Annotated in this window: 22 protein-coding genes, 1 tRNA gene and 1 riboswitch; of the genes, 18 read left to right on the forward strand and 5 right to left on the reverse strand. The window is 48.3% G+C overall.

Features of this window, described 5'->3' with window-relative positions:
• The first annotated feature begins 10 nt into the window (after positions 1-10).
• Genes hemZ through aspS form a run of 3 tightly spaced genes read left to right on the forward strand, consistent with a single transcriptional unit; the run spans position 11 to position 4577 of the window.
• Positions 11-1474 carry a coproporphyrinogen dehydrogenase HemZ gene (hemZ, locus tag I2H87_RS08640; RefSeq protein WP_195609725.1) on the forward strand — a complete coding sequence of 488 codons (1464 nt, stop codon included), beginning with the start codon at positions 11-13 and terminating at the stop codon, positions 1472-1474.
• The gene (gene hisS, locus I2H87_RS08645; RefSeq protein WP_195609726.1) at positions 1465-2715 is read left to right on the forward strand and encodes a histidine--tRNA ligase; all 1251 of its coding nucleotides are present in this window, start codon (positions 1465-1467) and stop codon (positions 2713-2715) included. Before hemZ ends, hisS begins: the two co-directional genes overlap by 10 nt.
• A 56-nt stretch (positions 2716-2771) precedes the next feature.
• Entirely contained in the window at positions 2772-4577 is a 1806-nt protein-coding gene (aspS, locus tag I2H87_RS08650) for an aspartate--tRNA ligase (RefSeq protein WP_195609727.1), read from the forward strand.
• Between the two features lie 227 nt (positions 4578-4804).
• On the opposite strand, the gene I2H87_RS08655 is transcribed toward aspS, so the two are convergent.
• A tRNA-Gly gene (locus tag I2H87_RS08655) sits at positions 4805-4877 on the reverse strand.
• Between the two features lie 303 nt (positions 4878-5180).
• Between I2H87_RS08655 and I2H87_RS08660 the strand changes: the two genes are divergently transcribed.
• The 15 genes from I2H87_RS08660 (at position 5181) to I2H87_RS08730 (ending at position 22656) form a co-directional block, all read left to right on the forward strand.
• Positions 5181-6461, forward strand: a complete 1281-nt coding sequence (locus I2H87_RS08660; protein ID WP_009268575.1) for a homoserine dehydrogenase — start codon at positions 5181-5183, stop codon at positions 6459-6461.
• A gap of 24 nt (positions 6462-6485) precedes the next feature.
• Complete coding sequence (locus I2H87_RS08665) at positions 6486-6920, forward strand: MarR family winged helix-turn-helix transcriptional regulator (protein WP_009268574.1); 435 nt, start codon at positions 6486-6488, stop codon at positions 6918-6920.
• A 23-nt stretch (positions 6921-6943) separates the two neighbouring features.
• A complete protein-coding gene (gene thyA / locus I2H87_RS08670) occupies positions 6944-7792 on the forward strand; it encodes a thymidylate synthase (protein WP_022152632.1) in 849 nt (282 codons plus the stop codon).
• 31 nt (positions 7793-7823) lie between these two features.
• A complete protein-coding gene (locus tag I2H87_RS08675) occupies positions 7824-8312 on the forward strand; it encodes a dihydrofolate reductase (RefSeq protein ID WP_009268572.1) in 489 nt (162 codons plus the stop codon).
• Between the two features lie 21 nt (positions 8313-8333).
• Positions 8334-8792, forward strand: coding sequence for a superoxide dismutase family protein (locus I2H87_RS08680; protein ID WP_195609728.1), 459 nt, complete (start codon positions 8334-8336; stop codon positions 8790-8792).
• Positions 8793-9154: 362 nt separating this feature from the next.
• Positions 9155-10873: a biosynthetic-type acetolactate synthase large subunit gene (gene ilvB, locus I2H87_RS08685; protein ID WP_009268569.1), complete on the forward strand. Its 1719-nt coding sequence runs from the start codon at positions 9155-9157 to the stop codon at positions 10871-10873.
• A gap of 19 nt (positions 10874-10892) precedes the next feature.
• Entirely contained in the window at positions 10893-11402 is a 510-nt protein-coding gene (gene ilvN / locus I2H87_RS08690) for an acetolactate synthase small subunit (protein WP_009268568.1), read from the forward strand.
• Between the two features lie 182 nt (positions 11403-11584).
• On the forward strand, positions 11585-12610 hold the full coding sequence (locus I2H87_RS08695; protein WP_044955134.1) for a branched-chain amino acid aminotransferase: 1026 nt from the start codon (positions 11585-11587) through the stop codon (positions 12608-12610).
• A gap of 153 nt (positions 12611-12763) precedes the next feature.
• On the forward strand, positions 12764-13978 hold the full coding sequence (locus I2H87_RS08700) for a hypothetical protein (protein ID WP_195609729.1): 1215 nt from the start codon (positions 12764-12766) through the stop codon (positions 13976-13978).
• A gap of 28 nt (positions 13979-14006) precedes the next feature.
• Complete coding sequence (locus tag I2H87_RS08705; RefSeq protein ID WP_195609730.1) at positions 14007-15854, forward strand: GBS Bsp-like repeat-containing protein; 1848 nt, start codon at positions 14007-14009, stop codon at positions 15852-15854.
• Between the two features lie 24 nt (positions 15855-15878).
• Entirely contained in the window at positions 15879-16652 is a 774-nt protein-coding gene (locus I2H87_RS08710) for a class I SAM-dependent DNA methyltransferase (RefSeq protein WP_195609731.1), read from the forward strand.
• The gene (hslO, locus tag I2H87_RS08715; RefSeq protein WP_195609732.1) at positions 16649-17524 is read left to right on the forward strand and encodes an Hsp33 family molecular chaperone HslO; all 876 of its coding nucleotides are present in this window, start codon (positions 16649-16651) and stop codon (positions 17522-17524) included. Before I2H87_RS08710 ends, hslO begins: the two co-directional genes overlap by 4 nt.
• A 13-nt stretch (positions 17525-17537) precedes the next feature.
• Entirely contained in the window at positions 17538-19454 is a 1917-nt protein-coding gene (locus I2H87_RS08720) for an NAD(+) synthase (protein WP_195609733.1), read from the forward strand.
• A gap of 111 nt (positions 19455-19565) precedes the next feature.
• Positions 19566-19662, forward strand: a riboswitch (purine riboswitch).
• Between the two features lie 254 nt (positions 19663-19916).
• A complete protein-coding gene (locus I2H87_RS08725) occupies positions 19917-21338 on the forward strand; it encodes an NCS2 family permease (RefSeq protein WP_195609734.1) in 1422 nt (473 codons plus the stop codon).
• A 31-nt stretch (positions 21339-21369) separates the two neighbouring features.
• Positions 21370-22656, forward strand: a complete 1287-nt coding sequence (locus tag I2H87_RS08730) for an amidohydrolase family protein (RefSeq protein ID WP_195609735.1) — start codon at positions 21370-21372, stop codon at positions 22654-22656.
• A 101-nt stretch (positions 22657-22757) separates the two neighbouring features.
• Here the strand turns inward: I2H87_RS08730 and I2H87_RS08735 are convergent, their stop codons facing one another.
• The 4 genes from I2H87_RS08735 to ygeW all read right to left on the reverse strand — a co-directional run bounded on the left by I2H87_RS08735 (position 22758) and on the right by ygeW (position 26802).
• A complete protein-coding gene (locus I2H87_RS08735; protein WP_009268559.1) occupies positions 22758-24098 on the reverse strand; it encodes a uracil-xanthine permease family protein in 1341 nt (446 codons plus the stop codon).
• A gap of 21 nt (positions 24099-24119) precedes the next feature.
• A complete protein-coding gene (gene arcC, locus I2H87_RS08740; RefSeq protein ID WP_009268558.1) occupies positions 24120-25067 on the reverse strand; it encodes a carbamate kinase in 948 nt (315 codons plus the stop codon).
• A 2-nt stretch (positions 25068-25069) separates the two neighbouring features.
• Positions 25070-25453, reverse strand: coding sequence for a RidA family protein (locus tag I2H87_RS08745; RefSeq protein WP_009268557.1), 384 nt, complete (start codon positions 25451-25453; stop codon positions 25070-25072).
• Between the two features lie 152 nt (positions 25454-25605).
• Positions 25606-26802 (reverse strand): knotted carbamoyltransferase YgeW, encoded by a 1197-nt coding sequence (gene ygeW, locus I2H87_RS08750; protein ID WP_195609736.1) that lies wholly within the window; start codon positions 26800-26802, stop codon positions 25606-25608.
• Between the last annotated feature and the right edge of the window lie 2 nt (positions 26803-26804).

The raw sequence follows: 26804 nt of genomic DNA on the forward strand, positions 1-26804 counted from the left end.
GGAGTAAAGTATGATTGAGATCATAAGTAAAGAAACGTTATTCACCTACAATTTATACCATATTACGAAAGCTTTTTTTCCGGAGGCGGAAATCAGGCAGTGCGTAGACGGGGAGCAAGAACCTCTGGTGAAACTGACAGTGGACGGAGGCTCTTGCTTTTCCGTTGCAGAAGTCCCCGGGATCGGGGCGGAGGTACAGTCCGATGTGTGCCGCCAGATGCGCAAACGCTTTGTGACGCATAAAGTGTATGAGTATCTGTCGGAAAGAACAGGCAGGAGGCTTGCTTGGGGAATGCTGACGGGGGTTCGCCCTACAAAGCTTGTCATGCAAAAAATAGAAAGTGGAAAAAGTGAAAAGGAAATTATTGAGTTTCTAAAAGAAGAATATAGTGTATCTGATAGTAAGGCAAAACTTGCGATCGAAATCGCAGAGCGCGAGAAACGGCAGCTGGAATGCCTGCACACGCCGGAGGGATTCAGTCTTTATGTGGGAATCCCATTTTGCCCGAGTATTTGTTCCTATTGTTCCTTTAGTTCTTCGCCGGCAGATCAGTGGAGGGGTCAGATGGATGCCTATCTGGATGCGCTGTGCAGGGAGATCCGGGCGACAGCCAAGATGGCAAAAGGAAAGATATTGGATACGGTTTATATCGGCGGGGGAACGCCGACGACATTGTCTGCCGGGCAATTGGATCGTCTGCTTTTATGCATCGAACAAAATTTTTCGATGGAGACGGTACAGGAATATACGGTGGAAGCGGGACGACCGGACAGCATCACAAAAGAGAAACTGGAAGTGATCCGGAAATATCCGGTGACACGGATTTCGATCAATCCGCAGACGATGCAGCAGAAGACGCTTGATCTTGTCGGAAGAAAGCATACGGTCGGGGATGTGAAAACGATCTTTCATTTGGCGAGAACGCTTGGATTCGACAACATCAATATGGATCTGATCGCCGGACTTCCCGGCGAGAGTGCGGAAGATATGCGGGATACGCTTGCGCAGATCGAACAGCTCGGACCGGACAGTCTGACGATCCATTCTCTGGCGATCAAACGGGCGGCAAAGATGGGGCAGGATGCAAAAGTAAATCGGACGTCGAAATCAGAAAAGACGTTTTCAAGTGAAATCGGACAGATGGTAGAGGACGGCGCAGCCGCGGCAAGGAGGATGGGGTTACTTCCTTATTATCTGTACCGGCAGAAAAACATCGCCGGAAATTTTGAAAATGTTGGTTATGCAAAGGTTGACAAAGCGGGAATTTACAATATACTTATTATGGAAGAAAAGCAGACGATACTGGCATGCGGAGCAGGCGCAGGCACAAAGATCGTTCTGCCGGAAAAGATGACGCTTGAGAACGGAAAGACAACGAATCTGATCCGGATTGAAAACGTAAAGAATATCACAGAATACATCAGTCGTATTGATGAGATGATAGAGAGAAAAGGAGAATGGTTATGGCATTAAAGAAGAAACCGGTAACCGGGATGAAAGACATGATGCCGGAGGAGATGGAGATCCGGGATTATGTGATCGCACTGATCAAAGAGACATATAAGGCATTTGGATTTTCTTCTATTGAAACTCCATGTGTGGAACATATTGAGAATCTGTGCAGCAAACAGGGCGGAGACAATGAGAAGCTGATCTTTAAGATTTTAAAAAGAGGCGAGAAACTGAAGCTCGATCAGGCGAAAGAGGAGATCGATCTGGTGGACGGCGGACTACGCTATGACCTGACCGTGCCGCTTTCCCGGTATTATTCCAATCATGCAAATGAACTTCCGGTGCCGTTCAAAGCGCTGCAGATGGGAAATGTATGGCGTGCAGACCGTCCGCAGAGGGGGCGTTTCCGTCAGTTTATGCAGTGTGATATCGATATTCTCGGAGAACCATCCAATCTTGCGGAGATCGAACTGATCCTTGCGACGACGACGCTGCTCGGCAAACTGGATTTTAATCATTTTACGATCCGGATCAATGACCGTCGTTTCTTAAAAGCGATGGCGGCATACAGCGGATTTGCGGAAAGTGAATATGACAATGTCTTTATCATTCTGGACAAGATGGATAAGATTGGTCTGGACGGTGTAAAGAGAGAACTGGAAGAGTGCGGTTACGCAGCCGAATCCGTAGAAAAATATCTGCAGATTTTTGAAGAGATCACCAATGACGTGGCAGGCGTCCGCTGGTGCAAAGAGAAACTGGAGGGATTTCTTCCGGCGGATGCAGCCGAGTCTCTGGAGACGATCATCACCAGCGTAGAACGTGCAAAGGAAGCGGACTTTAAGGTCAGTTTCGACCCGACGCTTGTACGTGGCATGTCTTATTATACAGGAACGATCTTCGAGATTTCCATGGATGAGTTCGGCGGTTCTGTCGGCGGCGGCGGTCGTTACGATGAAATGATCGGCAAGTTCACCGGACAGAATACACCGGCAGTCGGTTTCTCGATCGGATTCGAGCGGATCGTCATGCTTCTGTTAGAGCGTGGCTATCAGGTGCCGACCGGAAAACAGAAAAAAGCATACCTGTTGGATAAGAATCTGCCCCAGGAGAAGATGCTTTCGGTTCTGGAACAGGCGAAAGCAGACCGCGCAGACGGAATGCAGGTTATGATCGTAAATATGAAGAAAAATAAGAAATTTCAGAAAGAACAGCTGGCACAGCAGGGATATACGGAGATCGAAGAAATTTTCAGCAGATAAATAACGGAAACTGTCTGTTTGACAGAGAAGAAAAGGAAGAAAAGAGGAAGTAGAGTATGTCAGAATCAATGAAAGGACTGCATCGTACACACCGGTGCGCCGAACTTTCAAAAGCCAATATCGGAGAACAGGTAACCATCATGGGATGGGTACAGAAGAACCGCAATAAAGGCGGACTTGTATTTGTGGACGTCCGGGACCGTTCCGGGCTGATCCAGGTTGTATTTGAAGAGGGAAAATCAGACGCTGCGCTGATCGAGAAAGCGGCAGGGCTGCGCGCGGAATATGTGGTGGCGATCACAGGTACGGTTGCAGCACGTTCCGGTGCGGTCAATGAGAATCTTGCGACCGGAGAAATCGAGGTGATCCCGGATTCCCTGCGGATCCTTTCCGAATCGGAGACACCGCCGTTCCCGATCGAGGAAAATTCCAAGACAAAAGAAGAACTTCGTCTGAAATACCGTTATCTGGATCTGCGCAGACCGGATCTGCAGAAAAATCTGATCATGCGCAGTAAAATTGCAACATTGACGAGACAGTTTCTGGCAGATGAGGGATTTTTGGAGATCGAGACTCCGATCCTCGGAAAGACAACGCCGGAGGGGGCGAGAGATTATCTTGTTCCGAGCCGGATCCATCCGGGAAGTTTTTACGGACTTCCGCAGTCTCCACAGCTTTACAAACAGCTTTTGATGTGTTCCGGTTACGACCGTTATTTCCAGATCGCAAAATGTTTCCGCGACGAGGATCTGCGTGCCGACAGACAGCCGGAATTTACACAGATCGATATGGAGCTTTCTTTTGTAGATGAGAATGATGTGATGGAGATCAACGAGCGTCTTCTTGCGAAGTTATTCAAAGAAGTTCTCGATATTGACGTACAGCTCCCGATCCCGCGGATGACATGGCAGGAAGCGATGGATCGTTATGGTTCCGATAAGCCGGATACCCGGTTTGGAATGGAACTGGTCGATGTGACAGAGGTTGTCAAAGACAGTGAATTTGTTGTGTTTAAAGGCGCGATCGAAGCTGGCGGAACTGTCCGTGGTATCAATGCGAAAGGACAGGGCGGCATGCCGAGAAAGAAAATCGACAAACTGGTCAGCTTCGCAAAAGATTTCGGGGCGAAAGGGCTGGCATATATCGCAGTTCAGGAAGACGGAACGGTGAAATCTTCTTTCGCGAAATTTATGACGGAGGAAGAGATGCAGAATCTGATCCAGGCAATGGACGGAGAGAACGGAGATTTACTTCTGTTCGCTGCGGATCGGAATAAAGTGGTTTGGGATGTGCTCGGAAACCTGCGTCTGGAACTGGCGCGTCAGATGGAACTTCTCGATAAGAATGAATATAAATTCCTCTGGATCACAGAGTTCCCGCTTCTTGAGTGGAGCGAGGAGCAGAACCGCTTTACGGCAATGCACCATCCGTTCACGATGCCGATGGAAGAGGATCTGCAGTATCTGGACAGCGATCCGGGCAGAGTGCGCGCAAAAGCTTACGACATCACTCTGAACGGTAACGAGATCGGCGGAGGAAGTATCCGAATCCACCAGAATGACATTCAGGAGAAGATGTTTGAGGTGCTTGGATTTACAAAAGAACAGGCATATGAACAGTTTGCGTTCCTTTTGAATGCATTTAAATATGGTGTTCCGCCGCACGCCGGTCTTGCATACGGACTGGATCGTCTTGTGATGCTGATGGCGAAAGTGGACAGCATCCGTGACGTGATGGCATTCCCGAAAGTAAAAGACGCCTCCTGTCTGATGACGGAAGCGCCGAGTATGGCAGATGACAAACAGCTTGCGGAACTCGGACTGGAACTCAGACCGGAAGAGAAAGACAATACCGAAGAATAAAAACGAAAGAATAATATAAGAAATTGATAAAAGAGAACGAGAACTCCTGCGGCAGAAGAAATTGCTGACAGGAGTTTTCGTTTTCGTAACGTTAATATACAAGGGGGACTTGGAAGCGCCGGGTAAGAAATGTTTATATGGAAGATTTTATGTGTATGGAAAGTATTCGCTTTAGGTATATACAGATACAAAAAAACCGTAATCCCTACCGGAATTACGGTCTTAAGAGCGATAGACGGGGTTCGAACCCGCGACCCCGACCTTGGCAAGGTCGTACTCTACCAACTGAGCCACTATCGCGTTTTGTTTGCGTTCCTCACTTGGAACAATACATACTATACTATAAGGTCTTATAGAAGTCAACACTTTTTTAAAAATAATGTGTCGGAATTTTTACTAATTTTTCAAACAATTCAGAAAGTTTGTTTTTAAGATACTACGAGCTGTGAAATTAATAACGCTAGTCTTCTTTCAAAATCTATGCTATGATAAGTAGCAAAAGTATCAATAGATAGTATGGAATATATTTGGGGCACAGGATACCAGATGGATTGTAGGATAGGATGCATACGAAGCTATGAATAAAAACAGGAGGAATAGGATATGGGAAAGAAGATCAAAGCAGCACTTTTGGGAGCAGGAACAGTCGGAACCGGCGTATACAAATTGTTTGAAAGACGTTCCGACGTCATGGAGCAGACTGTGGGCGCCGAGCTGGAACTGAAAAAGATCCTGGTACACAGCCTTGGGAAAAAGAGAGCGGGAATTGACGAAAGCCTCTTGACGGATGACTGGAATGAGATTTTGAATGACGATGAGATCCGGATCGTGATCGAAGTGATGGGCGGGATCGAACCGGCGAAAACTTATATCCTGGATGCGCTGCATGCCGGAAAGCATGTCGTGACGGCCAATAAAGATCTGATCGCGGTTTATGGAAGAGAGCTTCTGGATGCGGCAGAAGAGCAGCATTGCGATCTGTTGTTTGAGGCGGCGGTAGCGGGAGCAATCCCGATCATCCGTCCGTTAAAGCAGTGTCTTGCGGCAAATGAGATCAGTGAGGTGCTTGGGATCGTAAACGGTACGACAAACTATATCCTGACAAGAATGTTTGAGGATCATATGGATTTTGAGACGGCGCTGGCAAAAGCGACGGAGCTTGGCTATGCGGAGGCGGACCCGACGGCAGATGTGGAGGGACTGGATGCCGGAAGAAAAATGGCGATCATGTCCTCGATCGCATTTCATTCACGAGTGGTTTTTGACGATGTGTATACAGAGGGAATCACTAAGATCACATCCAAAGACATTGAATATGCAAGGGAATTTGACAGTGTGATCAAATTGCTCGGTGTTGCGAGAAACACAGACAAAGGGATCGAAGTCGGCGTATATCCGGTGATGCTCCATAAAGATCATCCGCTTGCATCGGTCCGGGATTCGTTCAATGCAGTGTTTGTGCACGGAGATGCGGTGGACGACGCGATGTTTTATGGCAGAGGGGCAGGAGAACTGCCGACAGCGAGCGCGGTCATGGGAGATGTGATCGATGTGGCGAGAAATCTGGAATATCACTGCAACGGTCGGATCAGCTGCACCTGCTATAAAGAAGAACCTGTCAAAGCATTTGATGAAGTGAAGAATAAGTTTTTCCTGCGGATGCAGGTGAAAAACACATACGGTGTACTGGCTTGTATCACAAAAGTATTCGGAGATCATAAGGTCAGCATTGCGCGGGTCGTTCAGAAAGCGGCAGAGGGCGAGAGAGCGGAACTTGTGATCGGAACGGAGAAAGTAAAAGAATATCATTTGAAAGATGCATTACGGGAATTGAAAGAAATGGAGAATATCTACGAGATCAGCAGCGTCATCCGGGAGTATTGAGTTCTGAAAAGGCAGGGATAAAAGATGGAGAAACGAGGGTATCCGATCGGATTTACTGTAAAGCAGATCAATAATATTTATGAGAAAGATCTCAATGAAAATCTGAAGCAGCTTGGGATCACCGCATCACAGTGCGCGGTACTGGATTTTTTGCTTCATACTAATAAAGAAGAGGTCAACCAGCGGGACGTGGAGCGCGGGCTTAGTCTGAAAAACCCGACGGTGACGGGACTTTTGAAGCGGCTGGAAGAGAAAGGTTTTATTTTTTGTGTGCCGAATACGGCGGATAAGCGGAAGAAGAATATTTTTCTGACAGAAAAAGCGTATGATATTCAGCGTAAAATGGAAGCGAACCGCCGGAAACTGGACCGACAGCTTACGAGAGGACTGACAAAAAAGGAAGTTGCCGCATTGGAGCGGGGACTGGAAAAGGTTCTGTATAATATTGCAGAACCATAAAGTTGGAGAGGAGACAAAAAGAAATGAGTTATGCAGATAAAGTGTTTATCGACATGTGCAGAGATATTATTGAGAACGGGACAAGTACGGAGGGAGAGAAAGTCCGTCCGGTATGGGAGGACGGAACTCCGGCATATACCGTGAAAAAATTCGGCGTGGTGAACCGTTATGATCTGTCAAAGGAATTTCCGGCGCTGACTTTGAGACGGACCGGAATCAAAAGCTGTACCGACGAGCTGCTTTGGATCTGGCAGAAAAAATCCAATAATATCCACGATCTGAACAGTCATATCTGGGACAGTTGGGCGGATGAAGACGGCTCTATCGGAAAAGCATATGGGTATCAGATGCAGGTAAAACATCAGTACCGGGAGGGCATGATGGATCAGGTGGATCGTGTGATCTACGACTTGAAACACAATCCGTACAGCCGTCGGATCATGACAAATATCTATGTGCATCAGGATCTGCATGAGATGAACCTGTATCCGTGCGCATACAGCATGACATTTAATGTGACAAAAGAGCCGGACAGCGAAAAACTGACGCTCAACGGGATTTTGAACCAGCGTTCACAGGATGTGCTTGCGGCGAACAACTGGAACGTCTGCCAGTATGCGGTACTTCTTCATATGCTGGCGCAGGTATGTGATATGAAAGTCGGAGAATTTGTTCATGTGATCGCAGACGCGCACATTTATGACCGGCATATCCCGCTGATCAAAGAATTGATCGAACGGGAACCGCTTCCGGCGCCGACGTTCTGGCTCAATCCGGAAGTGAAAGACTTTTATCAGTTTACAACGGACGATGTACGTCTGGAAAATTACGAGACACATCCGCAGATCAAAAATATACCGATTGCAGTTTAAAGAACAAAAACAAGGAAAAGAGGAAAAAAGAATGAATGTGATTGCAGCAGTAGACAGCAACTGGGCGATTGGGAACAAGAACCGGCTTTTGACGAGTATTCCGGCGGATATGAAATTTTTCAGGGAAAAGACAAGCGGTCATGTCGTAGTGATGGGAAGAAAGACATTGGAGAGCTTTCCCAACGGTCTTCCGCTGAAAAACCGCACGAATATCGTGTTGACGGGCAATCGTGACTACAAGGTCAAAGATGCCGTGATCGTGCATACAAAGGATGAGCTTTTGGAAGAACTGAAAAAATACGATTCCGAGGAAATCTATATCATCGGAGGAGAAAGCGTATACCGGATGATGCTTCCATACTGTGATACCGCTTATATTACAAAGATCGACCATGCTTATGAGGCCGACACGCATTTTCCGAACCTGGATGAACTGGAAGATTGGAAGATGACGCAGGTAAGCGACGAACAGACGTGTTTTGATCTGGAATATGTTTTTTCGGTATACCGCAGGGGATAAGACGCATATACTGGTCTCGGGGTGAAAATATTGTTCGATCGAAAAACAAAACCGGAAGCCTATGCCAAAATAAAAGGAGACGGGAATCATCCGAAGATCACGGGAATGGTTTCTTTCTTTGAAGTATACGGAGGAACCGTCGTATCTGTTGAAGTAAAAGGACTGCGGGATGATAACTTCCATGGATTTCATATCCATGCGGGAAGTACATGTACGGGAACAAAAGACGTGCCGTTTCAAAATGCAGACGGACATTATAATCCGAACAAGACCGGACATCCGGATCATGCTGGTGATCTGCCGCCTGTTTTGGCGAATAACGGAAATGTATGGATGATGTTCTACACGACGAGATTTTACCCGGAAGACATCATCGGAAAGACTGTGGTCATCCATGAAAAGCGCGATGATTTTAAAACGCAGCCGTCCGGAGATGCAGGCGCGATGATCGCCTGCGGAGAGATCGTGGAGATGATCTGACGGCATGTGCTGCGTTGTGCGCAGACGTTGGAAATCCTGCATACAGACATTAAAATACATCAAGAAAGCGACATTGACAAAGCAAAAAGCACACCGTATAATAAATGTAACTTTTCGCTGGAATGAGGAGAAGAGGGAGAAGACATTGATGGAACATGCGGTATTTGCACCGGCAGAGAGCCGGGAAGTTTTTGATTTCAGAGATAATTTTTGACTTCAGAGATGCTTTTTGATTTCACGGATGCCGCGGATAACGATTCGCCCTGAGCTTGGAAGCTTGGGGCGTTTTTCATTACAAAAGTAGGGATTTTGTTTTGCCGGGCAGGATCGGCTGTATGAAAAACAGATAAGGAGGCAGAGGGATGAGACAGATTTCAGGAAATAAGTTGTTGGTAAAAGCATTAAAAGAAGAGGGCGTGGATACGATTTTTGGTTATCCGGGGGCCTGTACGATCGACATCAGTGACGAATTGTACAAGCAGGATGAGATCCGGGTGATCTTACCGCGTCATGAGCAGGCGCTTGTTCATGAAGCGGACGCTTATGCAAGGACGACCGGGAAAGTCGGCGTATGCCTTGTGACCAGCGGTCCGGGAGCAACTAATCTGGTGACGGGGCTTGCAACTGCGAATTATGACAGTGTCCCGCTTGTTTGTTTTACCGGACAGGTAGCGAGACATTTGATCGGGAACGATGCGTTTCAGGAAGTGGATATTGTCGGGATCACGAGAAGCATTACCAAATACGGCGTGACTGTCCGGGATCGTGCGGATCTGGGACGGATCATCAAAGAAGCGTTCTACATTGCAAGAACCGGAAAGCCGGGACCTGTCCTGATCGATCTTCCGAAAGATGTGATGGCGGAGCTGGGAAGCGCCGAATATCCGAAAGAAGTCAACATCCGCGGATATAAGCCGAATACAAACGTACATATCGGGCAGTTAAAGCGCGCATTGAAGATGCTTCATAAAGCGAAACGTCCGTTGTTTCTGGCGGGAGGCGGCGTCAACATCGCGCGCGCCAATGCAGTGTTTACCGAGGTGGTTGAAAAGACCAATGTGCCGGTTGTCACAACGGTGATGGGAAGAGGGGCGATCTCGACGGATCATCCGCTTTATATAGGAAATTTGGGAATGCACGGCGCTTATGCGGCGAATATGGCAGTCAGTGAATGTGATCTTTTATTCTCCATCGGAACCCGGTTTAATGATCGGATCACCGGAAAACTGCATGCATTTGCACCGAAAGCGACGATCGTGCATATCGATATTGACACCGCTTCGATCTCCAGAAATATCCATGTGGACATTCCGATCGTGGCGGATGCGAAAGCGGTGATCGAGAAGATGAATGAATATGTGGAACCATGCGGCAGTGAGAAATGGCTTGGGAAGATCGAGGGATGGAAAAAAGAACATCCGCTGGATATGAAGAAACATGGGGCGATGGGACCGAAAGACATTATCGATGCGATCAACCGTCAGTTCGAGGAGGCGATCATTGTCACGGATGTGGGACAGCACCAGATGTTTGCAGCCCAGTATACGGAGATCACCGAGAAAAAGAAGATCATCATGTCCGGAGGATTGGGAACGATGGGATACGGATTCCCCGGCGCGATCGGCGCCAAACTCGGCAATCCGGATACCCCGGTGATCGCGATCTCCGGCGACGGCGGTATGCAGATGAACATTCAGGAGTTTGCGACCGCAGTGCTGGAAGAACTTCCGCTTGTGTTATGTGTGCTGAACAATACCTATCTTGGGATGGTGCGGCAGTGGCAGAAGCTGTTTTACGGAAAACGTTACGGTATGACGAACCTCAGATCCGGCGCACTGTTTCGACGGACCAATGGGGAGGAGATGCCGGAGTACACGCCGGATTTTGTGAAGCTGGCAGAGAGTTACGGGGCGAAAGGAATCCGTGTGACGAAGCCGGAAGAGATCGAACCGGCATTTGAAGAAGCGAAGAAGAATACAAAAGTCCCGACATTGATCGAATTTATCATTGATCCGGAAGAAATGGTTTATCCGATGATCAAACCGGGCGGAACACTGGAAGAAATGATTCTGGATTGTTGATAGAAAAGGAGGCAGGACGATGGAGAATCATATGAAGAAAAGATGGATCTCACTTTATGTAGAAAATCAGGTGGGCGTACTTTCCAAGATTTCCGGATTGTTTTCGGGAAAATCTTACAATTTGGACAGTCTGACTGTCGGAACGACCGAAGATCCGACGGTATCCCGTATGACGATCGCGACGGTCAGCGATGACGAGACGTTTGAGCAGATCAAAAAGCAGCTGAACCGTCTTGTGGAAGTAATCAAAGTCATTGATTTTACCGATGTGTTTGTACGGATGAAAGAGATTTTATATATCAAAGTGCGTAAATGTACGCCGGAAGATAAGGCGGAGTTATTCCAGATTGCGGAGACATTCAAAGCGCGGGTGATCGATTATGGAAAAGACAGCCTGCTTCTGGAATTTGTGCAGACGGCAACCAAAAATGACGCTGTGATCAAACTGATGAAAGAAGAATTTAAAGATATCGAAGTCGTCCGCGGCGGAAGCGTGGGGATCGAATCGATCAGCATGATGGAACGATAAGCGCAGGGCGGATTTGCCGGTTTATTGTCCGGCGTGTTATTTCGAGACAAAAAACAGAGTGCACTCTTGAATTTTGTGACCGGAAGTATTATAATTGGCACAAACAGATTTGCATACAGGAAGAGGGCGGGGCGGCAGCAGGCATTCCGAGGTTCCGCTTGATGGAAATGGAGGAGATACAGATGCAGAAAAAGGAAATTGACTGGGCAAATCTCGGATTCGGTTACATCGTGACGGATCAGAGATTTGTGGCGAATTATAAAGACGGAGCATGGGATGCGGGACATCTGACGGCAGACCCGAATGTGACGATGAATGAATGTGCGGGCGTGTTGCAGTATGCGCAGACCGTGTTTGAGGGAATGAAAGCATATACAACGGTGAACGGTCAGATTGTAACGTTCCGTCCGGACTTAAATGCGAAGCGGATGGTAGATTCCGCGAAGCGTCTGGAGATGCCGGCATTTCCGGAGGAACGTTTCTTAGAGGCGGTGACGGAAACAGTACGTGCGAATGCGGCGTATGTACCGCCGTACGGCTCCGGGGCTTCTTTATATATCCGCCCGTATATGTTTGGGATCAATCCGGTGATCGGCGTCAAACCGGCGGACGAATATCAGTTCCGTGTATTTACGACTCCGGTAGGACCGTATTTCAAGGGGGGCGTGAAGCCTTTGACGATCCGGGTATCGGATTTTGACCGTGCAGCTCCGCATGGAACCGGTCATATCAAGGCAGGGCTGAATTATGCGATGAGTCTTCATGCAATCGTGAGCGCGCATGCGGCGGGATACGATGAGAATTTGTATCTGGATTCCGCGACGAGAACGAAAGTGGAAGAGACCGGCGGCGCCAACTTTATTTTTGTGACAAAGGATCACAAAGTAGTTACGCCGCATTCCGATACGATCCTCCCGTCGATCACAAGACGTTCCCTGATGTATGTTGCCGAACATTATCTCGGACTGGAAGTGGAAGAGCGGGATGTATATCTGGATGAAGTGAAAGATTTTGCCGAATGTGGATTGTGCGGAACGGCAGCGGTGATCTCACCGGTCGGAAAGATCGTGGATCACGGTGAAGAAATCTGTTTCCCGAGCGGAATGGAGAAGATGGGTGAGATCACCAAGAAGCTTTACGATACGCTGACCGGGATCCAGATGGGACAGATCGAAGCTCCGAAAGGCTGGATCCATGTGATCGAATAAAAAGATCGTGTTTCAAATATCGTTTCAGAGGGAGTACTGCAAAAGCAGATGCGAGATCATCGACTTTTGCGGTGCTTCTTTTTCTTCCTTTACAAGGAATTTACAAAATGTTATGATAAACGACAGGGGAATTTTAGCAGGGAGTAGTGATGGATGAAACGGGGAGCGTTTTTACTATATATATTGTCATGCCTGACCGGCATTTTTTTCTGCTGGAATCTTGCTGCAAAGGAAGTACAGGCGGGGATCGCGTCCGATCAGGCGTTTGAGGGCGTCACTTGGGAAAAGATCCTGGAAGATGATCTGGAGGGCGCGCAGGGGATCGTGCAGTCGATGTGCGTGACCGATGAATATATCATCTGCATGGAGAATTATGCGGAGGCGACCGGGGAACCGGATATCGTGAAAGCTTATTATCGGAACGACACCGATGAGGACGGTAATCCGGTGGAGCGATATGCGCTCGCAAAGCGGGTGCAGGAGACCGATTACGAACATGCCAACGGGATGGCGTACAATCCCAATACCAATGAGATCGCAGTGGCACTTTATACGTCGTATGATCCGGCAAACCGGGGATGTATTTATCTGATGGATGCGGATACATTGCAGTATAAAAGTAAGCTGCAGATTGCGGCGGATTATAATATTCTGGGCATCGATTACGATGAGGAAAATGACCGCTACGTCATTCAGACGGATGCGGCAGGAGGATACAGTTTTAAGATACTGGACAGTTCATTTCAGGTGATTGAAGATCTGGGACAGTATGCGGGAACCGCAAAGGGAGAGAATTTTCAGGATCTTTGCGTCAGCGGCGATTATATCATCAACTTTCCGCTGACATTGAATATGGGGATCGGAGATTATATCAATATGTACTCGATCTCCCGGAAGACGCTCGTATCGGAATCCCAGCTTGATTTTCAGTTTGAAAATGTTGTGATAGACGAACCGGAGGCGATCGCGGAACTGGAACCCGGAGTTTTTCTGGCGGCAGTGAACGTACAGTATACGGATGGGCGCAGGACAGTCTGTCTGTATAAAACGATGGTTCCGTATGAATTTGATGTGGGAGCGGAAGACAAGTCGGATCGGAATGTGGATAACACGGCTGAAAACGGTTCGGAAAGTGGAAAAGTAAACGACCGGAAACAGGCGGAGGACAAAAAGAAGAGCGGAAGTGCACTGAAAAATGCACTTCGAGTCGTTTTTTGTGTTCTGTTTGTTCTGCTGGCGGTCTTTGTTCTGTATTCCAGACATGTTGCACTGGAGCGGGAGCGGCAGCGGAAGCGGGATCGTGCGCGCAGGGAACGTGAACGGATATTCATGGAAGAAATGGCGGATGAGTCTGAGGACAGACTGTAAGCGATCGGATACATAAAGGAGTAGTAGCGTGGAAAAAATAGGATTACAGCGGATAAAAAAAATCATCCGGGGAATCGGATACGGACTGGAAGCGGTATTTGTGACACTGCTTTGCGGTGTGTCCGTCTTACTGTGCGGCAGTATTTCCTGGATGTTTGACACATGGAAATATTTGAATATGGATGAATTGATGTACCAGTTGAACGCACCGATCACCGGTACGAACGAGGGAATGATCCTGGACTATATCAATGCCTGTATTCCGGCGGTGATCATCGTGATCCTTTTGGTCATCGCAGTTCTTTTCGGAATGAGGAAGAAGAAAGGGTATCATCTTGTGTTGGGACTGATCGCGGCGGTATCGGTCCTGACGGCGGGAGGATCTCTGAAATACGCCTGGGATCGTCTGGATATCGGAAATTATTCGAAGAATCAGAGTACCTATTCTTCTTTTATCGATGACAACTATGTGAGTCCGAACGATGTGGAACTGAAATTTCCGGAGCAAAAGCGGAATCTGATCTATATTTATCTGGAGTCGCTGGAGACAACGTTTACGTCAAAAGAAAACGGCGGAGGGTTTGAAGAAAATACGATCCCGGAACTGACGGCGCTGGCGCAGGAGAACGAAGATTTTTCCGGCGAAGATCCTGCGTTGAACGGCGGTTATTCGATGCCGTCCACAACGTGGACCGTGGCGGCGATGTTTGCTCATTCTTCCGGTCTTCCTCTTGTGCTTCCGGGCGGGGCAAATTCGGAAGTTGCGCAGGACGTGTTTCTCCCGGAAGTGCAGACGATCGGAGATGTGCTGGAGGACGCGGGCTACCGGCAGACACTTTTGATCGGATCCGACGCCACATTCGGAAGCCGCAGACAGCTCTATATGGAGCACGGCAATTTTGATATCAAAGATTATAATTATGCGGTGGAAGCGGGATGGATCCCGGCAGATTATCGTGTATGGTGGGGATATGAGGATGAGAAACTGTTTTCCTTTGCAAAGGAAGAGCTTTTGAACCTCTCACAGAGCGGAGAGCCGTTTAACCTGACGATGCTGACGGTGGATACGCATTTTGAGGACGGATGGGTCTGCGAATTGTGCCAGAATCAATTTGAAGACGATCAGTATGCCAATGTGATGGCATGTTCCAGCCATCAGATCAGCGAATTTATCCAATGGATCCGGCAGCAGGATTTCTATGAGAATACGACGATCGTGATCACAGGGGATCACCCGACGATGGACAGTGATTTCTGCGAGGACGTGCCGGAAGATTATGTGCGGAAAATGTATACGGTGTATATCAATCCGGCGGCGGAGACGGCAGATCCGTCTTTGAGAAGAGAGTACACGACGTTTGACGATTTTCCGACGACACTTGCGGGGCTTGGTGTGGAGATCGAGGGAAACCGCCTGGGACTGGGAACCAATCTGTTCTCGGATGAGATGACGCTGACAGAGTTATACGGAACAGACCGGATGGCACAGGAGCTCCAGAAGAAATCGAAGCTGATGGAAGAATTTGCAGCAGGGATCGAACCGGAGGAGGAAGAAGTAGTGGAAGAAAATCTGCCGACGGCTCTCGTGACGGTCTACGAATATGATTCTATGAGCGGGCAGCTTCCGGTGCAGATCTCGGAGATCAACGATGCTGGAAAAGGTATCGGTACGGTCAACGTGGCAGTCTGGACCGAGGAAGACCAGAGCGATCTGCAGTGGATGCAGGCAGAGCAGCAGGAGGACGGTACGTTCTGGATGAATATCGACGTTCCGGAATTTAACTATAAGACCGGAGAGTACCATATTGATGTTTATCTGGTCGATGCGGACGGCAACCAGAATATTATCGGAAGTACGATCGGCGTTGTATACTAAAAGCAGGAACAGCAGGAGGTGCGTATGGAAGCTTATACGGGATTTGCGGAAGTATATGATATCTTTATGGACAATGTTCCTTACGAAGAGTGGGGAGCGTATTTGAGCGGGCTGTTAGAAGAGTACGGGATCTGCGACGGGATCGTTGCGGATCTCGGGTGCGGAACCGGAACGATGACAGAATATCTGGCGGAAAAAGGATATGACATGATCGGGATCGACGCGTCGGAGGAGATGCTCGAGATCGCGCAGGATAAGAAAGAAAAGTCCGGACATGAAATTCTATATCTTCTGCAGGATATGAGAGAATTTGAACTTTACGGCACGGTGCGGGCGATCGTCAGTATCTGTGATTCGATCAATTATATTACAGAGCCGGATGATTTAAAGCAGGTATTTCACTGGGCAGACAATTATCTGGATCCGGACGGGGTATTTATCTTTGATTTTAATACAGAGTATAAATACCGGGAAGTACTAGGGGATCAGACCATCGCGGAGAACCGGGAGACGTGCAGCTTCATATGGGACAATTATTACTATGAGGAAGAGCGGATCAACGAATATGAACTGAGCCTGTTTATCCGGGAAGAAGAACAAAACCGGGACGGATATGAGATGTACCGCAGATATCGGGAGACTCACTATCAGCGGGCATATACATTGGTGGAAATGCGGGAACTTCTGGAAGCCGCAGGAATGCGTTTTCTGGCGGCATACGATGCATTTACGAAAGAGGGACCGACCGATACGAGCGAGCGGATTTATGTGATTGCAGGAAAAGGAGAAAGAGCATGAAAGATTATATTGTAAGAGCAGCGGCAGCAAATGCACAGATCCGTGCATTTGCCGCATCGACAACAGAACTGGTGGAGGAGGCGCGTTCCCGTCATAATACGAGTCCGGTGGCGACGGCGGCGCTGGGGCGGCTTCTGACCGGCGGCGTGATGATGGGAAGCATGATGAAAAATGCCACCGATGTACTGACTTTGCAGATCCAGTGTCAGGGACCGATCGGGGGACTGACCGTGACGGCCGACGCGCAGGGCAACGTCAAAGGATATGTCAATGAGCCGGAGGTGATCCTTCCGCCGAAAAACGGCAAACTGGACGTGGGCGGAGCGCTCGGTCTTGGAATCCTCAACGTGATCAAGGACATGGGACTGAAAGAACCTTACAGCGGACAGACGATCCTGCAGACCGGGGAAATCGCGGAAGATCTGACGTATTATTTTGCAACATCCGAGCAGGTTCCGTCCTCGGTAGGATTAGGCGTCCTGATGAACAAAGACAATACCGTACGCTGCGCGGGCGGATTTATCGTACAGGTGATGCCGTTTATCGAGGAACCGGTATTGGCGAAGCTGGAAGAAAATATCGCAAAGATCCAGTCCGTGACATCGATGCTGGACGGCGGACATACACCGGAAGAGATGCTCTCTCAGGTGTTGGAGGGATTGGATATGGAAGTGACCGACACGCTTCCGGCACAGTTTTCCTGTAACTGTTCTAAAGAAAGGATCGAGAAAGTGATCATCAGTGTCGGAAAGAAAGAGATCCGGTCGATGATCGACGACGGAGAAACGATCGAAGTGAAATGTCATTTCTGTAATACGGCATATCATTTCACAGTAGAAGAATTATCCGAATTGCTGAAAAAGAGCAGATAGGCGGTGAAAAAAGATGAGACAGGGATTTGTGAAAGTGGCGGCAGTGACGCCGGATATCCGCGTGGCGGATGTGGAATATAATACAAAGCAGATCTGTGCGGCACTGGATGAGGCTGCACAGGAGCGGGCGAAGATCGTTGTATTCCCGGAACTTTGCGTGACGGGTTATACATGCGGAGATCTGTTCTCACAGGATGTACTTTTACATGCGGCGGAATGTGCGGTCAAAAAGATCGCGGCATATACAAAAGAAAAAGATATGCTCGTATTTATCGGTACGCCTCTTCAGGCAGACGGAAAGCTGTATAATACTGCGGCGGCGGTCAATCGTGGGAAGATTCTCGGATTTACGACAAAGACGTTCCTCCCGAACTATGCGGAATTTTACGAAATGCGGCAGTTTGCGCCGGGACCGGAAGTGTGCAGAGAGATTCTGTTCGATGGGGAAAGCGTGCCGTTCGGACCGCAGATTCTCTTCCAGGCACGTTCCATAGACAATCTGATCGTAGCGGCAGAAATCTGCGAGGATGTATGGTCTCCGATCCCGCCGAGCATCGAATCTGCGCTGGAAGGAGCGACGGTCATCGTCAACTGTTCGGCTAGTGACGAGACGATCGGGAAAGACGTGTACCGCCGTGAATTGATCCAGGGACAGTCGGCACGTCTGATCGCAGGATATATTTATGCCAATGCCGGAGAGGGAGAATCGACGACGGATCTTGTGTTTGGCGGACATAGTATCATTGCGGAAAACGGAAGTATCTTAAAAGAGGCAAAGCGATTCTGTAATCAGGCAATTTATTCGGAAATCGATGTACAAAGAGTCGTCAGAGAACGCCGTCAGAACACGACATTTCGGATGCGGGGAGAGAGAAATCTTGTCCGCGTGCCGTTTGATCTCAATATCGAGAAGACGGAGCTGACAAGAAGATGTTCCAAATACCCGTTTGTGCCGCCGAACGAACTGCTCCGGGCAAACCGCTGTGAGGAGATCCTGACGATTCAGGCAATGGGACTGAAAAAACGTCTGGCTCATACTCATGCGTCGAGCGCCGTTGTCGGTATATCGGGAGGATTGGATTCTACGTTGGCATTGATCGTGACGGCGCGGGCATTTGATCTTCTTGGACTGGATAAGAAGAATATCCATGCGGTGACAATGCCGTGTTTCGGGACGACAGACCGGACTTATCAGAATGCATGCAAGATGTCCGTCCAGCTCGGGGCAACGCTTCGGGAAGTGCCGATCGCAGAGGCGGTCAATGTCCATTTCCGGGATATCGGACATGATCCGGAAGAGCACAGTGTCACTTATGAAAATGCGCAGGCGAGAGAACGGACGCAGGTGTTGATGGATATTGCCAACGGAATGGGCGGTATGGTGATCGGAACCGGAGATCTCTCGGAACTGGCGCTCGGCTGGGCGACTTACAATGGCGATCATATGTCTATGTACGGAGTCAACGCCTCGATCCCGAAGACGCTGGTACGTTATCTTGTGAAGCATGCGGCAGATACGACCGAGGATGAAGCGCTGAAAGAGGTTTTGTACGATGTGCTGGATACGCCGGTCAGTCCGGAACTTCTGCCGCCGAAAGACGGAGATATCGCGCAGAAGACCGAAGACCTTGTGGGACCGTACGAACTTCATGATTTCTTCCTGTATTATCTGCTCCGCTTTGGCTATGAACCGTCCAAGATCTACCGGCTGGCAAAGCAGACATTTGCAGGCGAATATGACGGAGATACGATCTTGAAGTGGCTCAAGACATTTTGCCGGAGATTTTTTACCCAGCAGTTTAAACGTTCCTGTCTGCCGGATGGACCGAAAGTCGGAACCGTAGCGCTTTCTCCGCGCGGAGACTGGCGGATGCCGAGTGATGCGTGCATGACGGTCTGGATGCAGGATCTGGAACAGATAGAGGAATAACATATTCTAAAAATTTTTTAGAACTATTCAAAAATCACAAAAATTTTGTGAAAAAACTGGCAAAACTGGCAATAGACACAAAAAAATCCGGATGCTATAATGATGGTAATTTAATAAAGCACTGCTGACTTATGTATATGCTGAGGATTGGCTCAGTGTTTCTACCAACTACCGTAAAGAGTTGACTACATAACCTTGTGTGGTCGCTCTTTTTTTGTTGCCAGGCATCCGGTAAAATTATTCTGATGATTTCAGGATGCAGAGATCTCCGAGAAAATGTTCCGCGGATGTTTTCGTGTCAGGAGCTGTTCTTACAAAAATCCTCATTCGGATTTTCTGTTGAACCGGCACAGGAGCGACGTGTAAAAAGTCGTGGCCGGACTTGTGGAATGCAGTTTTTCAAAATGGAAAACATGCGGCACGGGGAAGCAGAAATTTTTTGAAAGGGAGGATTATTCTAAAATGGAAGAAAAAAAGGATGGTTTTTTTGAACGTTTTTTTGGGATTTCAAAAAATGGCTCTACAATGAAGATTGAGGTTTTGGCAGGTGTAACGACATTTATTACGATTGCGTATATTTTGATCCTGAACCCTCAGATTCTGGCAGACCCTTATGTGATCATGGGGGATGCAGCAATGGCAGGCAAGATTTCAAACGGTGTGTTCATCGGTACTTGTATCGGCGCGTTTATCGGAACGATACTCTGTGCGCTGTATGCGAAAGTTCCGTTTACACAGGCTCCCGGTATGGGACTGAATGCTTTTTTTGCATACACGGTCGTGCTGGGGATGGGATACAGCTACAATGAAGCGCTTGTCATTGTGTTTATCTCCGGTATCTTCTTCATCGTGATCACGGCAGTCGGTCTGCGAGAAGCGATCATCCGCTCCATACCGGATGCGGTGAAGCTGGCGATCACACCGGGAATCGGTCTGTTTATCACGATCATCGGTTTGAAGAATGCGGGACTTGTCGTAAGCAATCCGTCCACGCTGATCAGCATGGTAGACTTTGCACAGTGGAGAAGTGAAGACGGAAACATGGCGCTCGTATGCGGCGCACTGGTCGCACTGGTCGGTCTTGTTGTGATCGGCGTGCTCCATGCAAAGCACGTAAAAGGCTCGATCCTTTTGGGAATCGTAGCGGCAACGATCGTTGGAATTCCGCTGGGCGTTACAAAATTATCGGCGTTTGATATGAACATCGGCGCAAAATTTGCGGATTTCTTTGAAGTATCCTTTATGAAAATGGACTTTGGCGGAATGTTTTCGGGAAAGAATCCGATCGATACATTCTTTACCGTTTTGATGCTGGTGATCAGTTTCTCACTGGTTAACATGTTTGACTCCATCGGAACTTTGATGGGTGCGGCAAAACAGTCAGGTATGATTGATAAAGACGGAGAGATCATCCACATGAAAGAAGCGTTGATGTCCGATGCGATCTCAACCGCAGCAGGAGCTATGGTCGGAACTTCAACAGTAACAACGGTCGTAGAGTCCAGCGCAGGTATCGCGGCAGGCGGAAGAACAGGTATGACCAGTTTGGTAACCGCATTGTTGTTCTTAGGTTCGATCATCTTTGCTCCGATCGTGGGGATCGTTCCGGGGGCGGCAACCGCACCGGCATTGATCTTTGTTGGTATTTTGATGCTTGGAAATATCAAAGATGTGGATTTCAGCGATATGACAAATGCGCTTCCTGCATTCTGTACGATCGTATTTATGCCGTTTACATACTCGATCGCAAACGGTGTGGCAGTCGGATTGATCATGTATTGCCTGATCAAACTTTTCACAGGAAAGATCAAAGATGTGAGAGTGTTGACAGCGATCATTTCCATCGTGTTTGTACTGCGTTATGCATTTATGACACTTGGGTAAGAAGAAAGAAAACAGAAAGGTGGTGCGCCTTATGAGCGCAAAAAATACCGTGTTTGGTTTAAAAGGCAACATTGTTTATAGTAAAACCCCGATGCAGCTGGAAATCTGTGAGAATGGCTATCTTGTCTGTGAAGAGGGGAAAGTAAAAGGTGTGTATCCGGCTCTGCCGGATACTTACGCCGGGATTCCAGTCAAAGATTACGGAGACCGGCTTTTGATCCCGGGCCTGTCCGATCTGCATGTCCATGCACCGCAGTATGCATTCCGCGGTCTCGGAATGGATATGGAATTGCTGGAATGGCTAGAGACGAACACATTTCCGGAGGAAGCGAAATATCGGGATCTGGATTATGCGAAGAAAGCATATGGGATTTTTGCAGAGAATTTAAGAAAGAGCGCAACGACGAGAGCATGTATCTTCGCAACCGTACATCGGGAGGCGACGTTGTATCTGATGGATCAGCTTGAGAAAGCGGGACTTCGCACGATGGTGGGTAAGGTCAATATGGACCGGAACTGCCCGGATTATTTAAGCGAGGCATCGGCCAGGAGTTCTGCCGAGGAGACAAAGCTATGGCTTGAGGATGTCAAAAGCCGGGCATATCACAATACAATGCCGATCTTGACGCCGCGGTTTATCCCGAGCTGTACCGACGAACTGATGAAATTACTGAAAGAGATCCAGACAGAGACCGAGCTTCCGGTACAGTCACATCTGTCGGAGAATTATGGGGAGATATCCTGGGTACAGGAGTTGTGTCCGGAATCGGAATTTTACGGAGATGCTTACGATCGGTTTGGATTGTTTGGAAACGATGTGAAGACGGTCATGGCACATTGTGTCCACTCAGATGCGCGTGAGATCGCAAGGATGAAAGCAAACGGCGTATTTGTCGCCCATTGTCCGGAATCCAATATGAATCTGGCGTCGGGAGTTGCTCCGATCCGTACGTATCTTGATGAGGGGCTTCATGTAGGACTTGGAAGCGATGTGGCAGGAGGCTCCACGGAAAATCTGTTCCTTGCAATGGCACATGCGATCCAGGCATCGAAACTGCGCTGGCGTCTGAAAGATGATTCGCTGAAGCCGCTGACATTGCCGGAAACTTTTTACATGGCGACCAAGGGCGGCGGAGCATTCTTCGGTAAGGTCGGAAGTTTTGAGGAGGGATATGACCTTGATCTGATCGTATTGGATGATGCGAGACTGAAACATCCGCAGCAACTGTCGATCGAACAGAGACTGGAACGGATGGTTTATCTCGCAGATGAACGCGAGATCCATGCCAAATATGTAGCGGGAGAGCAGTTGTTCTGAGTTTTTAGAAAGTATGTTTTTAAAAATGAGAGCCGGTCGCGATTTCGTCGTGACCGGCTCTGTATGTATCACATATCTGACTTTTAGGAGTATAAAATAAGCTATTGTTTCTCTGTTTTTTCTTCTTTTTCTTTCGGAAGAATGATGTTCAGAAGAACAGCGACAAGTGTCGCGATGACGACCGGAGATTTTCCGAAGATCGTCATTACCCAGTCCGGGAAAGTTGCCAGTGCTGCACTTGCCTGAGAGATACCCATACCAAGCGCTGCGGCAAGTCCGACGATGGAGGTGTTTCGGTAATTCATCTTTTCGGAAGTGATCAATTTCATTCCGTTCATGGCAATGGAAGCAAATACGGAAACCGTAGCGCCTCCGAGCACACAGTATGGAATTGTCGTTAGGACAGAAGAAAATTTCGGGATCAGTCCGGCAATGAGCAGGATTGCCGCAGCCATTCCGAGAACGCAGCGGTTTACAACTTTTGTAGTTGTTACGATACCGACGTTCTGACTGAATGTTGCCGTTGGAAGCCCGCCGAAAAGTGCACAGATGATATTTCCGATTCCGTATCCGACGATACCGCCGTTCAATTCTTTATCTGTCGGAAGACGATCCAGCCCTCCGCTTGTTGTCGCACTGAAATCACCGATCGCCTGTATGGAGTTGATCGCGAACAAAAGACCGATCGCCACGCAGGAAGAAACTTCAAAATTGATTCCAAAGTGCATAAGTGACGGAAGCTGGAATACCGATGCTTCCGCGATTGGGGAGAAATCAACCATGCCAAAGCACAGAGCAACGACATAACCGCAGATCATACCGATCAGGATCGACGCCAGTTTCCAGATTCCCTTTCCAAAGTGGTTCAATAAAGTTACGATCGCCAGTGTGATAAATGCGACGAACCAGTTCTGCCAGGAACCGTAATCTTCGCTTGAAGTACCGCCTGCCATGTAATTGATCGCAGTCGGATATAAGGAAAGACCGATCGTAAATACAACGGTTCCCGTGATCAGAGGCGGGAAAAATCTGCGGATCTGTTTGACAAACAGTCCGACGATGATCGCCACGCCACCGCCGACGATCTGGGCTCCTAAGATTGTGCCGACGCCAAAATCGCCTGCGATCGCCTGCATTGTCGGTACATAGGCAAAACTGATTCCCATGATGACAGGGAGTCCGGAACCGATACTAAAGAACCGGTTCCGGATAAAAGGAAACAATTGTAACAGTGTAGACAGTGCGGACATGACAAGTGCTGCCTGGATCAGGATGATCGAATCCTGTTCGGAGAGTCCGGCTACGCCGGAGACAATGATCGGCGGTGTAACACAGCCTACGATCATTGCCACGACGTGCTGGAAAGCCAACGGTGTAGCCTGTTTTAAATCAGGCACACCGTTTAATTCAAATAAGGAAGCGCGGGTCGTTGATTTGTTCATGATAGTGATCCTCCTATCTTACTATTTTAAGCTGATTCGAGTTCCGGTAGTTCCGTTGATTCCGTCCTTTGCTTTTTCGAGCAATGTGATCAAAGCCTGACGACCCGGTTTGGATTCTGCAAAGTCCACGGCGGCCTGTACTTTCGGGAGCATGGATCCCGGAGCGAAATGTCCCTCTTCCATATACTGCTTTGCTTCGTCTACAGTGATGTTGTCCAGCCATTTTTCTTCCGGCTTTCCGAAGTTGATCGCTACTTTTTCGACAGCAGTCAGAATGATCAGAAAGTCTGCATCTAATTCTTTTGCCAGCAGGCAGCTTGCGAAATCTTTATCGATGACTGCGCTGGCTCCTTTTAAGTGGTTGCCCTGACGTACGACCGGGATACCGCCGCCGCCGCAGGCGATGACAAGATCACCGGCGTCAACCATATTGCGGATCGTTCCGATCTCTACAATCTCCTGCGGTTTCGGAGAGGCAACAACACGGCGGTATCCGCGTCCTGCATCTTCTTTCATGATATAATCATATTTTGCAGCCATTTCATCAGCCTGTTCTTTAGTAAGGAAACGTCCGATCGGTTTGGATGGAGTTTCAAAAGCAGGATCTTCCGCATCTACGCGCACCTGTGTGATCATGGTTGCCACAGGAATATCAGTGATATTGCGGTTTAACAATTCTTCACGGAGTGCATTCTGCAGATCGTATCCGATGTATGCCTGGCTCATTGCCACACAGACGGAGAGCGGCGTGTTTGGCTGCTGTTCGTCTTCGTGCGTCAGAGCGATCATTGCATTGTTGATCATGCCGACCTGAGGACCGTTTCCATGTGCGACGATCACTTCACATCCCTCTTCGATCAGATCCACGATGGCACGGGCGGTGATCTTTACCGCCTGCATCTGTTCAGGAAGTGTGTTGCCGAGCGCGTTTCCGCCCAGTGCGATGACAATTCTTTTTTTCTTTGCCATAATTATTCCTCCCCAACGTAAGCGATGGTTTCTACCTCACAGAGAACTCCTTTTGGAAGTGCTTTGACAGCGACACAGGAACGTGCCGGTTTTCCAGTGAAATATTTTGCATAAATCTCGTTGAATGCCGCGAAATCACCCATGTCTGCAAGGAAGCAGGTTGTTTTTACGACGTCGGTAAAGGAAGCGTTCTGGCTTTCAAGCAGTGCGGCTACATTTTTCATGACCTGTTCGGTCTGTTCTTCGATCGTAGTTCCCACAACTTCGCCTGTTTCAGCGGAAAGTGGGATCTGTCCGGAGAAAAATGCGATTCCGTTCACGATAATCCCCTGAGAATATGGTCCGATAGCTGCCGGTGCGTTTTTTGTGTCTACATATTTTAACATAAGAATTTCCTCCTGATTATCATAATATAAAAATGCAGGACACCCGCAAAGGTGCAGATGCCCTGTAAGATTGTTTCGCCTTGATATACAACGGGCATACGCCTCAAATGATGTCCGTGCCGATCTATATACACGGATATTATGTTGAAAGATTATTCAAAAACTCTCGGTGTTGATTTTTCTTCCAGTTTTTTCAGGACATCCACAGGATCTGCAAATTTTGCGAGGAAGATCATAGCTGCAATGATATATGGTTTGAAGCTAGCTTCTTTGTAAAGCGGATCTCTGTAACGGTCGAATACGCTTGCGTCTACTTCGCCCTCTTCACAGCTTACGCCTGTGATGTCAGCCGGCAGACAGTGCATATAAAGCGCTTTTCCGTCTTTTGTCGTTGCCATAAGTTCTTCGGTACAAGCCCAGTCTTTGTGTTCTGCATTCTGAGCGAGCAGTTCTTTCTCCAGAGCTGCAATGCCGTCGAAGTCGCCGTTTCCGTACAGTTCCGTACGTTTTTCCATTGCAGCGAACGGAGCCCAGCTCTTCGGATATACGATATCGGCATCTTTGAATGCTTCTGCCATATCGTTTGTCTTTGTGAAAGATCCGCCGGATTTTTCCGCGTTTTCTTTTGCAACTTTTTCAACATCCTCGAATACTTCGTATCCCTCCGGATGAGCCAGAACGACGTCCATGCCGAAACGTGTCATCAGTCCGATGATTCCCTGCGGTACGGAAAGCGGTTTTCCGTAAGACGGAGAGTAAGCCCATGTCATAGCCAGTTTTTTGCCTTTCAGGTTCTCAACGCCGCCGAATTCGTGGATGATGTGGAGCATGTCAGCCATAGCCTGTGTCGGATGGTCGATGTCACACTGCAGGTTTACAAGTGTTGGTTTCTGTTCCAGGATTCCGTCTTTGTTTCCTGCTGTCACAGCGTCAACAACTTCGTGCATGTATTTATTACCTTTTCCGATATACATATCGTCGCGGATACCGATCACGTCAGCCATGAAAGAGATCATGTTTGCTGTCTCACGAACAGTTTCGCCGTGTGCAACCTGAGATTTTCCCTCATCCAGATCCTGAACTTCCAGACCAAGCAGGTTGCAGGCAGAAGCGAAAGAGAAACGTGTACGTGTGGAGTTGTCACGGAACAGAGAGATTCCGAGACCGCTCTCAAATACTTTTGTGGAAATGTTGTTTTCTCTCAAGTAGCGGAGCGCGTCAGCTACGGTAAATACGGCTTCGATCTCATCGTCGGATTTTTCCCATGTAAGGAAGAAGTCTCCGTTGTACATGTCTTTAAAGTTCAAAGCGTTCAGTTTGTCGATATATCCCTGTAATTTTGCATCCATTT

Source organism: Mediterraneibacter glycyrrhizinilyticus, from assembly GCF_015560805.1.
GTDB lineage: Bacteria > Bacillota > Clostridia > Lachnospirales > Lachnospiraceae > Schaedlerella > Schaedlerella glycyrrhizinilytica_A.